The sequence below is a fragment of the Allomuricauda sp. TY007 genome (assembly GCF_010468565.1).
In the GTDB taxonomy this organism is placed as follows: domain Bacteria; phylum Bacteroidota; class Bacteroidia; order Flavobacteriales; family Flavobacteriaceae; genus Flagellimonas.
The window spans coordinates 1-12258 of record NZ_WUEG01000003.1; the positions used below are offsets into that span (position 1 = coordinate 1).

Annotated in this window: 9 protein-coding genes and 1 pseudogene; 6 read left to right on the top strand and 4 right to left on the bottom strand. The window is 39.5% G+C overall.

From position 1 onward, the window contains the following. Positions 1–134 precede the first annotated feature (134 nt). The 6 genes and pseudogenes from GO009_RS03410 to GO009_RS03435 form a co-directional block, all read left to right on the top strand. Positions 135–362, top strand: a pseudogene (locus tag GO009_RS03410) (subclass B1 metallo-beta-lactamase); the annotation flags it as partial. A gap of 333 nt (positions 363–695) precedes the next feature. Beyond that, entirely contained in the window at positions 696–1205 is a 510-nt protein-coding gene (locus tag GO009_RS03415) for an AraC family transcriptional regulator (RefSeq protein WP_163624819.1), read from the top strand. Positions 1206–1645: 440 nt separating this feature from the next. After that, entirely contained in the window at positions 1646–4819 is a 3174-nt protein-coding gene (locus GO009_RS03420; RefSeq protein ID WP_163624820.1) for a SusC/RagA family TonB-linked outer membrane protein, read from the top strand. Positions 4820–4831: 12 nt separating this feature from the next. After that, on the top strand, positions 4832–6259 hold the full coding sequence (locus tag GO009_RS03425; protein ID WP_163624821.1) for a SusD/RagB family nutrient-binding outer membrane lipoprotein: 1428 nt from the start codon (positions 4832–4834) through the stop codon (positions 6257–6259). A 26-nt stretch (positions 6260–6285) separates the two neighbouring features. Further along, the gene (locus tag GO009_RS03430; RefSeq protein WP_163624822.1) at positions 6286–7128 is read left to right on the top strand and encodes a hypothetical protein; all 843 of its coding nucleotides are present in this window, start codon (positions 6286–6288) and stop codon (positions 7126–7128) included. Between the two features lie 177 nt (positions 7129–7305). Next, positions 7306–7887, top strand: coding sequence for a hypothetical protein (locus GO009_RS03435; protein WP_163624823.1), 582 nt, complete (start codon positions 7306–7308; stop codon positions 7885–7887). A 66-nt stretch (positions 7888–7953) separates the two neighbouring features. Here the strand turns inward: GO009_RS03435 and GO009_RS03440 are convergent, their stop codons facing one another. The 4 genes from GO009_RS03440 to lptC form a co-directional block, all read right to left on the bottom strand. Continuing rightward, entirely contained in the window at positions 7954–10074 is a 2121-nt protein-coding gene (locus GO009_RS03440; protein WP_163624824.1) for a SurA N-terminal domain-containing protein, read from the bottom strand. A gap of 84 nt (positions 10075–10158) precedes the next feature. Further along, on the bottom strand, positions 10159–11448 hold the full coding sequence (locus GO009_RS03445; RefSeq protein ID WP_163624825.1) for a hemolysin family protein: 1290 nt from the start codon (positions 11446–11448) through the stop codon (positions 10159–10161). A 2-nt stretch (positions 11449–11450) separates the two neighbouring features. Beyond that, complete coding sequence (locus GO009_RS03450; RefSeq protein ID WP_163624826.1) at positions 11451–11654, bottom strand: hypothetical protein; 204 nt, start codon at positions 11652–11654, stop codon at positions 11451–11453. A gap of 1 nt (position 11655) precedes the next feature. Continuing rightward, positions 11656–12258, bottom strand: coding sequence for an LPS export ABC transporter periplasmic protein LptC (gene lptC / locus GO009_RS03455; protein ID WP_163624827.1), 603 nt, complete (start codon positions 12256–12258; stop codon positions 11656–11658).

Consider the following 12258-nt stretch of genomic DNA (forward strand, 5'->3'; position numbering starts at 1 on the left):
AGGGAGGCCACAAAGAAGTGGTCCATGCCCATCAGGAACTGGGGCATCATTTTAAACCAGTTCCTAACGATCTATGAAAAAAGGGTCAGACTCTAATAAAGTCCAACCCCCGTTATTTTCAACTTACACACTTATTGGGATAGTGTCACTTCCCTAGTGAAAAGATTATGTTTGGTGGCTGCCTGATTAAATCCATTGGTGCCGGAAAAGGTAATTTGGAAGATGCCAATGTTATGGAGTGGCCCAAAACAGTTTCCAAAATAAAGTCCAAATATCCCAATACCTCCATCATTGTTCCCGGTCATGGAAATTATGGGGATGGCGGTCTTCTTGATTATACAATTGCATTATTTAAGGATTGATCAGATGTAGCACAATCCATGAAAACTACCCATTGATGAATCCAGATGGGGCATTCATCAATTACACCATCAATATATCTTTCTTTTTTCGCACCTTGCAGAAAGAAGACTTAGGCTAGCTTAAAAAATCTTCCCAAAAAGAAAGGTATTATGTCACTTTTTTGGGAAAATGTATTATTATTTTTTGTTGTTTCTGGACTCCTAATGTCATTTGTTTTACTATCTAAAAAGAGAATTTATTTTAATAAGAACAACCTATTGATACTTTTTTTGTTCTTATTCTCCTATAACACTGTCTTATCCTTATATAGTTGGATACAACCAGATTACAAATTGAACGACTTACTCTTATATGCCCTATTCATCCCTTTGCTTCTATATGGCATTCTAATCTATCTGCTCATTATGTGTCCAGATATTTTAAAAGGACAAAAGCAGTCCAACATTTCTCAAGACCAAAAAAACGTAAAATATGAAAAAACAGGGCTTTCCGAGACATTTTCTTTAGAATTGAAGAGCAAATTGGAACATTTAATGGATACTGAAAAGCTCTATCTACAACACGAAATTAAGCTGGACACTATAGCGGACCTACTTAACATATCAAGACATCATGCCTCGCAAGTCATCAATGAAAATTTTAACATGAGCTTCTATGATTTTATAAATGCCTATAGAATTGAAGAAGCCAAAAATAAACTATGCTCTGGTTTTGAAAATTCATCCGAATCCATTTCGGATATCGCATACCAATGTGGCTTTAACAATCGGGTTTCATTTTACAAAGCCTTTAAAAAGATAACCCATATCACCCCAAAAGAATTTATCCAAAAGGCTGCATAATCAAATGAACTACCTCAGCGCAGAAGCTAGCTTTGTCGACGTACCAGATATCGGAAGCCCACCTGCGACCGACAGGTAAGACCCCTTCGCCACAAAAACCAATACTGGAGTCTATTGATATTCCTTTGCAGTATACCGTGACCATATCTGTACGCTACACTCGGGGCTGAGACTCAGATGAATTTTAATGGTTAAAAACCTTCAACTGTTAATGTTAATCTTCTTCGGCAAATGCGTAAAGGTTAATAAGCGCTTACAATCTGCACGATCACTTTCATTTTTTTTGTGCTGCATTCCACAAGGTGGAGGCTCTAAGTCTTACTTCTTACCGAATTTTTAGTTTTCATTGTTTCGGAAGATTTTTTGAATTAGCCTACAAACAAGATTTACCCTCCCCTTGCCTGGATGCAATAACTAACTCTAAATTAATTTTTATGATAATGAAAAATTATTGGATGATGCTAGTGTTTTTTCTCTCTGTTTTTACAGGAGCACTCGCACAAGAAAAGAATGTTTCTGGTACCGTTACCGGCCAAGACGGATTACCTCTTCCAGGCGTGTCGATAATAGTTGTTGGCACAACTAATGGCACACAAACAGATTTTGATGGAAATTATTCCATTACGGCAAATACGGGGCAGGTGCTTCGTTTTAGCTACATTGGTCAAAAAACAGTGGAAAGAACCATAGGAGCTTCTTCCACCATCAATGTACAAATGGAAGAAGATGCCCAGGCCTTGGAAGAGGTGGTTGTTACGGCGTTGGGGATTGCTAGGGAGGAGAAAGCACTTGGATATGCTTCGCAACAACTTGATACCGAAAAGATAGCGGATGTTCCTACCACCAATGTGGTCAATGCACTAAGTGGTAAGGTTTCTGGGGTAAACATCACTCAATCTTCGGGTGACATCGGTGCTTCCTCTCGTATAACCATTCGCGGTATTTCCACCATTTTTGGAAACTCTCAACCATTGATTGTAGTCGATGGAGCTGTTATTGACAACAACACTTATACGGGAGGTAACTCAGGCACGGACGTTCCCAATGGTCTCGCCGACATTAATCCTCAAGATATTGAAACCATCAATGTGTTAAAAGGAGGGGCTGCCACAGCACTTTATGGAATGAGGGGTACCAATGGCGTAGTAGTGGTCACGACTAAATCTGGTAAAAAAGGAAAAGCATTAGGTATAAGTATTCATAGTTCAGTAACATTTTCGAAACCATACATCTTCCCTGATTACCAAAACAAATATGGACAGGGACACAGTTCTTCTTACTTTGAATTCGTCGATGGTTTCGGTTATGATCAAGGAGCAAATGGCGGTGATGGTGGTACAGATGAAAGTTGGGGACCTGCACTTGATTCAGGTTTTGAATTTATCCAATACGCCTCAATCATAGAAAACCCCAACAATCCACAACCTAAACCTTGGGTTTCCAATCCTGACAGCGTTATCGACGATTTCTATGAAACAGGTATGATGACCGACAATACCGTATCTCTTTCAGGAGGTTCCGAGAATGCCTCTTATAGGTTGTCTTTAGGTTTAGTAGATGGCACTGGCATCATATACAATACTGATCTTAGAAAATATAATATTTCTGGTAGTGTCGACTTTGACTTGAGTGATAAATGGTCTGCTGGTTTTAGCGCTAGGTATATCAAAAGCACTTCTGAAAACCGTAATGCAGTTGGTTATGGGGAAGTCGACAATCAAATAGGGCAATTAGTTTGGGGAGCACGTCAAGTGGATTGGTCGGAATTAAAGGATTGGAGAAACCTGCCCATGATAGAGACCAATGTTCCCAATAGACCAACACCTCTAAACTGGAATTTGAGATATAACAACAACCCATTTTGGGCCTTGGATAACAATCTACACCCTTGGGAAAGAAACAGATGGATTGGAACAGCAAAAGTCGCATACCGTTTTACAGAAGGGCTAACCCTTAATATGACCACGGGAATTGATTTGTTCAATGATATAAGAGAAACTCAACGCTTGTTTGGTACTGTTGACTTCAGAAATGGATACTATCAAATAACCGAAAGAAACAGGTACGAGGTAAATAGTCAAGCGTTGTTATCCTATAACACTGCTCTTGACACAAAAGAAAAACTCAAACTATCAATGAGTTTGGGAAGCAGTGTAATGTTAAACAACTACAGGTTGTTTAGAGGTACTGCTGAAAATCTGGTGATTGACAAATTATTCAATCTTTCGAATTCGGCCGCCCCACCAGAACTTATAGACGACAGTGAAGTCCAAAAAATAAACAGTGTTTTTGGCACAACAGACATAAGCTATAACGATTATTTATTTTTAAGCTTTACTGGACGTAACGATTGGGCCAGTGTTCTACCCATTAAAAACAACAGTATTTTTTATCCTTCGGCATCCTTGAGTGCCTTGGTGCATAGCATGGGTAACTTTAACCCTTCCGGTATATCTTTCTTGAAACTAAGGGGATCATGGGCACAAACTGGAAGTGCGGGCCCTCTGAACCCATACAGCGTAAGCCCTACTTATGGCTTATCGGCAAACCCGCTAAATGGTCAAACACCAACAGCCTTCCTGCCCAACACTCTATGGAATCCTAACATTACTGCTCAAACAGAAACAGCTATAGAAGCTGGTATAGATGCACGTTTCTTCAACAATAGACTTCGGTTGGATGTTACCTATTATGACAAGAAAAATGAAGATGTCATCATGCCCTTGTCTATTTCCAGTTCATCAGGATATTCAAGCGTATGGAAAAATGCAGCGACAATTACAAATAAAGGTATAGAAGTAGTTTTCGGCGCAGACATAATACAGAATTCCAATGATGGCTTTAATTTAGGTATAGACATAAACTACGCTAAAAACGACAACTTGGTAACCGATATTGAGGGTGAGGGCGTTATAAATCTAGACTATGGAAATATTTGGAATGTCTATACCCAAGCAAGAAATGACAAACCCATTGGTACCATTTACGGGCCCTCATTCGAAAGAGCACCCAATGGAGATATTTTATATAGTGATGGTCTACCAGTTCAAGGAGACTCCAAAGTATTAGGAAATTCACAGCCCGATTGGGTTGGGGGTCTAGGAATAAACGCTTCCTTTAAAGGCTTTAGACTGCGTACTCTTTTTGATATGAAGTATGGTGGTGAAGTTTACTCACAAACCAATACATGGGGGATGCTTTCCGGTGTTTTGGAAGAAACCCTTGTAGGTAGAGAGACTGGTGTTATAGGACAAGGTAGTATGGAAGACGGAAATGGCAACTATGTACCCAACAATGTGGTAGTAAATGCCCAAAACTACTACAGTACCGCTTTCAGTCAGAATATTGCAGAATCTTCTGTTTTCGATGCTTCTTTCGTAAAATGGAGAGAATTGTCCTTAAGTTATGCACTTCCTTCCAGACTGTTCAAAAATATGGCGGTACAATCTATAGACATTGGAGTGACCGCAAGAAACTTAGCATTATTATACAGAAAAGCACCACATATTGATCCAGAAACAGCATTTGGTGTAAATGTGGGACAACAAGGTTTGGAGTATGCTCAAACCCCTTCTGCACGTACCATTGGTATGACTCTTAATGTAAAATTCTAATTTAAAAAGACCATGAAAAATATATATAATTCTTTCGCTTTTCTTTTCACCCTAAGTCTTGGGTTAGCTCTTATAGGTTGTGATAGAGATTTCGAGGAAATCAATACAGATCCAGACGAGCCCACTGTGATTTCGGTAGATTTACAACTGGGCTTCATAGAGAGAGCTCTTATCAATGAACTTTATGATATTTTTACCGCTGGCGAATGCGCTTCAACTTGGCCTCAGCATATTTCCAAACCCATATATAATGATGCCGATAGATATTTTCCAAGACTAGGGGCCATTAACACTTTTTGGAACACACTCTACTTGAATGTAATTTCCGAAGCAGATGAAATGTACCTTTTGGCAGAAGAAGCAAACAACCAAGCGGTTCAAGGTACCGCCTTGACCCTAAAAGCCATTGCACTTCAAACCCTGACTGATGCATTCGGTAATATTCCGGCTAGTGAAGCGAATTTAGCAACCAATGGAAATTACAATCCTAAATATGATACCCAACAAGAGGTTTACACCCAAATATTTGAACTACTGGATGAGGCTATTGCCAAATTTAAATCTGGTGAAGGGGCTATCAACTCTGATCAGGATTTAATTTATGGAGGAGATGTATCTAAGTGGGTGAAATTTGCAACTTCAGTTAAATTCAGAGCCTTAATGAGGGTCTCTGAAACATCTCTTTTCAGTACAGCCGAATTACAATCTTTAATAGACTCCGGGGATTTGATTACCAATTCGTCCGACAATGCCTTTATCCAATTTTCCAGTATAACAGCACCCAACATAAATCCACATTATGGTACAGTCTTAAATGGGCGCGAAGCAGAATGGTGCATGGGAGAGGCTTTGGTTGATTTTATGTTGGCAGAAAATGACCCTCGTTTGGCAGTATATGCCAATCCAAATGATGCCAATGAATATAGAGGTAAACCGGCAGGGTATATAAATCCCGGACTAAATGGTTATGGAGCTGGAACGGTTTCAGAAATCGGTGATGCATTCATGGCTGCGGATGCACCTTTGTACTTCATCACTGCTGCTCAAGTAAACCTTTTACTTGCTGAAGTTGCAGAAGTACATGGTATGGGTGGTGATCCAGAAGCGTATTTTAATGCTGGAGTTGCCGCTTCATTGGAACAAAATGGTTTAGATCCAGCAAGTTATACTCCCGCATACAATGGGTATCAATCAATTGCTGAACAATTATGGGTGGGAACTTTTTTACAAGGATATGAGACATGGGCCGAATGGAGAAGATCTGACATTCCTTCAAACCTAACTTTGGCGGTAGATCCTCAACCAGGCGTAAACAGTATTCCTACGAGATACACTTACACTAACGATGAAGTAGCGTTGAACGGATCCAATGTCAGCGAAGCAGTTGCAGATCAAGGAAGCGATGCCCTTACCACCAAGGTTTGGTGGGATGTAAACTAATCATTTAAACTTAAAGACAAAATATTATGAAACGTATAAAACTTTTATGGTTAGCTCTTATACTTGTTAGTATATTATCTGGGTGTGACTCAGAAGAAGAAGCTCAAGTATTACAAGAAAGAGATACTGCTGGTGTTATTATAGACATTAGTGGATCGGGAAGCGTACAAGGAATTCCATTAACCCCTGAGAATTTGGAAAACTCCATAGTAGACTTTAGTGTAAATACTATTGAAATGAACGTGGAGAAAGTTTCTGGTATTGAAACAGATATATCCAAGTTCGAAATTGTCAAGCGATTTAATGGCGGAGCTGAAATAAGTGTGGGCTCATTTGAATCGGTTCCATTTACTTTCAGTTTAACATCATTAAATGAATTTATAGAAGAAACAGGAGTTTCTGCCGAAGAATTAAGGATAGGAGACGTATTTACCTTTACTGTTAAAGTTCATCAAAATGATGGCGATATTTACCAATATTCTAATCAAAGTTTTAATTTGACAGTAAATTGTTTTGCCGATTTATCTGGTGCGTACACGGTTAGCAACTCCGTTTGTGGAGCTGGGTCCACTGGTACCATTCCAACAATTAACATATCTCAAACACCTGATGGAAATTGGTATTTAGAAACAGCTGATGGAGGGTTACTGCAATATTGTACCAGCAACACTGCTTTGGTGAACGATGGTACCATATCTGTAGTTTGCGGCGAAGTGTTGCCAACAAGTAACCTAGCTTTTTGTCCTGATTATGGCATCGGTTGTATTACAGGAGGCACTTGGGACCAAGAAAACGGTATCTTGGAACTTAAACTCAATGATGATTTTTTTGAAAATGGTGAATATACCGCCACGTATATAAGACAGTAAAATAATTGATAAATTAATGAAGAGGGGCTTAATATTAAGCTCCTCTTTCGTTTCACATATCTATTTATCACTCTTTAAAGGGCATCCATCCATCCAAACTGGCCATCCGTCAATTGGGACCCAAAAAATCCATCCATAGCCTTTAAGTTTGAACATATTCATCAAACTTAAGGAAAGATGTCCCGAATTTGTAAAAACATAGTTAGCAAGTTCTTGGTTGCGATTTTTCTTCTATCTGTCTCTTCTTCATTCTGCCAAGATGATATAAAAGCAACCCTTAGGTTAGACAATTTTTTAAATGAAAGTTGTAAAACCAATTATACCGAAATTACTTCAGAGGCGGTTAAAAATATCCTGAAATATAATGTGTTCTACATCACTCAAGAGACCAAAAATATTTATGGTGAAAAGGAAAAGCAGGTCAATGAGTTTATTGTAATAGACAATGGAAATCAAGTAAAACCTTTTGAACGTATTAAAACCAATACCGACCTACCTGAGCTCACAAGCTATATTCGAGAAGATTTTATCCTTAACAAAGAATCTGCGCTGCATTTCCAAACACTTTTGGATTACATCTACCCTATTGCAGAATGGAAACCCGATAAAAGAGAGTTCTTTTTCAAAAATGGCAAATGGTATTTTCTCCGTGATGCCTACTTCCGCACCAAACAAGGTTTTGAAATTACAGTTGATTCCAAAGGAAAAATCACCCATATCTGCTATAAGATGAAATGGGATGAAGCTGAAAGCAAATAATAATGTAATCAACAAAAAACGCCTCCCGTTCGGGAGGCGTTTTTTATTATCTCATATCGCTAAATCCTAGTAGAACGTAGCTCTTTTATCTTCAATCTCAGCTTTATCCTTTAAAGCGTTGTAAACGGCACCATTGACCCTTGCGGCTGCACTTGTCTGTAGGTTTTGGGCATATGTGCTGTAGTTTTCTACATCTGGAGCTTCAGTTTTGTTGGTAACCTTGATCATGTACACTCCTGTGTTTCCTTCAATCAAATCGGAAGTCTGGTCTTTATCCATGGCAAACGCTGTTCCGACCACTAAAGGCTCCCTACCAGCTCCAGGCAAGGTTGGTGACGACAATGTTACGGCAGAGGCTGTACTTTGGCTTACATTGTTGTCCGAAGCAATGGCATCCATGGTTTTTCCTTTGTTTGCTGCTATGATTTGTTTTGCCTTTAGTTCTTTTCTAATAGCTGGCAATGCTGTTGCTGAGGCATCCTCGGGGGCCATAAGTCCTTTTTTGTACATTTTGGTCAACTGTACCACGGCATAACCGTTGTTTACATTAAATCGTTTAATATCCCCTACACTGGTATCCTCGTTAAAGGCCCATTGTACAATGCTTCGCTGTGAACCAAGACCTGGAAGGTTCTCTTCCATTTCCTTGATTTTGTTTACTGGACGAACTGTATAGCTGCTCTCTTTAGCAATATCGCCAAAGTTTTCCGGTTCTGCATCCATAACGGCCATTTCGTACTTGGTCGCATCGGTAAACAAAGTGTTGATGGTCGCTTCTGACGGTTCAATTTCTCTTGCCAAAGTAGCTACTTGAACCACATCTTGTTTGTCATCCACCTTAATGATATGGTATCCGAATTGTGTTTCGACCAAACCTATGGTTCCTGTTGGATTTCCAAAGCAGAAATCGTTGAACTCATCTGCCATTACTCCTTCTTGGAAATACCCTAGATCTCCTCCACGTGGCGCAGAAGGGCCATCTGAGTTGTCTCTCGCCAAAGCAGTAAATACAGCGTCTTCCTTTCTGGCCTCTGCCAATAATCTTTTTGCTTCGGCCTCTGCTTCTTCTTTGGTTCTTGTAATGGATGGGTTCGCGCGCTCGGCTCCTTCCCATGTTATAAGAATATGGCTTGCTTTTACGGTTCCATTTTCTTTTCTGTCCATTACCTTGGATACTTTGTAAAAATCCCCATCCTTGTATGGTCCGTATACTTCTCCAACACTCATCGCCATCAATGTATCGGCCACTACAGATGGAAGGTCCTTTTTAGCTTTGTAAATGGTATCGAATTTGGCATCGGAATGTCTGTCCAGAAACGCGGCCATATCATTGGTATTTCTAAAACCAAGTATGGTATCGTTGGTATCCGTTGCCTCTGAATATTCCACAGAATTATCAAGCAAAGCGGTAATCTCTTCTTTTACATTATTTTCATCTTCTGCAGATGGTTTTTCTTCAAAATACACAAATCGGATATCACGTGCCTTATCTTGCTCGAACATTGCTTTGTGGTCGTTGATATAGGATTGGATATCACTTTTGGAAATTTCGATTGTACTATCAGCAATGGAAGTGTAAGGAATACGAACGTATTGCAAATCCACTTTATCGTTGGCCATATCATAGTTCATCTCTCCTTCGGCAAGTGTAGCAGTAACCCCTCCTTTTACCAAGTTGAAGTACATACGTTCCTTGGCCGCTTGTATTATGGATTCCTCGTCTTGCAACCAGGCATCATAACGCAAAGGGTCGTTTGCTTTCCAATCGGCAATGGCACTTTTAAAGACTTGTTCGTTAAATACTCCGTTTTCGTCTTGAAAATCTGGAATTTGGGCGTAACCCGAAGTTCTCACAAATTCAATGATCTGGTCGCTTTCCACATCAATCCCCAATTCTTCGAACTGTTGGTTCAAAATGGTCTTTCTTACCTCTTGGTCATAAATCATGTTCACCAACTGGGTTGAAGTAACATTGGGACCATATCTTCTGGAAGCGGTTTCTACCTGAGCTCTGAACTCATCGATGGGAATATTTTCTCCATTTACCTCTGCAACCGTGGAGCCTACTTTTCCACCAGAAAAATTGTCGCTACTGAATACTCCCGATATTACAAATGCGAACAACGCCAAACCAATAATCAGAATAAGAACTGTTGTCCGTTTTCTAATATTCTCTAATATTGCCATTTTACTGCTTGTTTTCTTTAAATTCAGTGGGCGAAAATACCACTTTCTTTTCAAATAGGAAAGCTAAAAAAGGAACGGAAATTATTAATCTTCAGTATGAACGCGCACACTTACCAGATCTATTTTGGTGGTAGATACCTCCAAAATTTTGAAGGTGAAGTTGCCGATGGTCACTTCAGAATCCTGTTCGGGAATTTCACCAGTCTTATTTACGATCAATCCTCCCAAAGTTTCATATTCTTCTCCTTCGGGCAGCTCCAATTTATAGTTTTCGTTAATGTAATCCACCTCCATACGGGCCGAAAATTTATACTCGGTCTCACCTATTTGTTCTTCGTAAAGATCGGTGGAATCGTGTTCATCTTCAATCTCCCCAAAAAGCTCCTCGATAATGTCCTCGACCGTTAAAATACCCGATGTTCCTCCATATTCGTCCAAAACCACCGCCATACTTTTGCGTTTTTTGGTAAGCACATTCAATATGTCCTGAATGAGCATGGTCTCAGGAACAAATTCCACTGGAAGAAGAATACTTTTGATGGTCTTGGGCTTTTTGAACAGCTCGTAGGAGTGAACATAACCGATTATTTCGTCAATGCTGTCTTTATAGATCAGAATTTTTGAATAACCTGTTTCAGAGAATAGTTTGGCAAGGTTTTTTGGTGTCTCGCTGATTTCTACCGCGGTAATCTCGGTACGGGGCACCATTACTTCTCTCGCTTTTACAGTTGAAAATTCCAAGGCATTCTGGAAAATCTGAATCTCGGAATCCACATCGTCTTCTTCCTCAACGGTTTCCATTTGCTCGTTGATATAATCTCCCAATTCCAGTTTAGTGAAGGATAGTTGCACCTCATCACCTTCGGTCTTAAAAAATACCTTCAGGATAAAATCGGATACTTTGATCACAAACCAAGATATGATGGAGAACAAGAGGTAAAAGAAATAGGCAGGTATTGCTAAAATCTTAATCAGTGCATTGGAATATATCTGAAAAAAAACTTTGGGCAAAAATTCTGCTGTCACAAGAATCAACAAGGTTGAGATGACCGTTTGGGAAAGCAAACTAAAATCCGTCAACAAAGCATTTAGGAACTGATAATTTGTCGGCAACAAATTTTGGAACCAATCCATAAGCACTTCTCCCATAAAAAGCCCGTATACAACCAGTGCAATGTTATTGCCTATAAGCATGGTGGCAATAAATTTTGAGGGTTTATCGGTAAGCAGGGTAAGTACCTTGGCCAAGAAACCTTCTTGCTTTTTCTCTATTTCAATATGAATTTTATTGGCTGAAACGAAGGCAATCTCCATTCCTGAGAAAAATGCCGAAAACAGCAGGGAAAGAACTATAATAATAAGGGAGGAGTCCAATGTTATTGTTGATTATCCTTTTTTCGTTGTTCAAAGCGTTTCCGATATCTTCTTCTGAAAACGAACATGGCAATGGAAACCACTGCAAAGAAGATAAATATGTAGGTCTCCTTTGGGTTTACGCTCCAAAGTGCAACAATCTTATAAATGGAAATGACCGCTACGGCCAAGTATAGATATTCTGTGTATCGCAAAATTTTGATCATCCTATTCTTCTTCTTTAATCGTCATTAATCCGTAGGTCTTATGTGCCTTGAAAAAAGTGAAATCCTTATTAAAATCCATTCCTTCACCGTCCATTACGGTTCCATCTTCAGGATTGGTGTATTTAAATGCGGCTTCAGTAAAGATCCAATTGTTCTTTCTGTCAAAGTACAACTGGTCTGTCTCCAGTTTTTTGCCATCGTGGCTCTCAATCACCACATTTCCTTGCAAATCTATCAAATTGGTCTGTGAATATACAATACCATAATCGGCCACGATAACACTTTTTTGGTTTTTTTCATCGTAAAAATCAACCTGAAGTCCTTTTGGAAAGGTACGGAATTTAAACCTTTGGTTATCAAAATCCTCGGACAATGGGCTTTTAAGCACGGCCACTACCCTAGAACTGGCAGAGTCTTGGGTGCTCATAGCCTCAACCGTCTCCGTATAGGTTAAAGTAAAATTTTGTGCCACACCTTGCGGAAACAAAGGTTTGACGGCTTCCTCGCCCACCCTTTCGTAATCGTCACCACAGGACATAAAAAGGATTGCCACGGTAAAAACCGTGGCAAAGCTCTTTAAAATATGTTGTAATTTCTGTTTCAC

What these genes read in the sequence shown, in the direction of transcription:
- GO009_RS03420 (WP_163624820.1), top strand. Translation starts at nt 1,646, where the DNA reads ATGAAAAATTATTGGATGATGCTAGTGTTTTTTCTCTCTGTTTTTACA.
- GO009_RS03425 (WP_163624821.1), top strand. Translation starts at nt 4,832, where the DNA reads ATGAAAAATATATATAATTCTTTCGCTTTTCTTTTCACCCTAAGTCTT.
- GO009_RS03430 (WP_163624822.1), top strand. Translation starts at nt 6,286, where the DNA reads ATGAAACGTATAAAACTTTTATGGTTAGCTCTTATACTTGTTAGTATA.
- GO009_RS03435 (WP_163624823.1), top strand. Translation starts at nt 7,306, where the DNA reads ATGTCCCGAATTTGTAAAAACATAGTTAGCAAGTTCTTGGTTGCGATT.
- GO009_RS03440 (WP_163624824.1), bottom strand. Translation starts at nt 10,074, where the DNA reads ATGGCAATATTAGAGAATATTAGAAAACGGACAACAGTTCTTATTCTG.
- GO009_RS03450 (WP_163624826.1), bottom strand. Translation starts at nt 11,654, where the DNA reads ATGATCAAAATTTTGCGATACACAGAATATCTATACTTGGCCGTAGCG.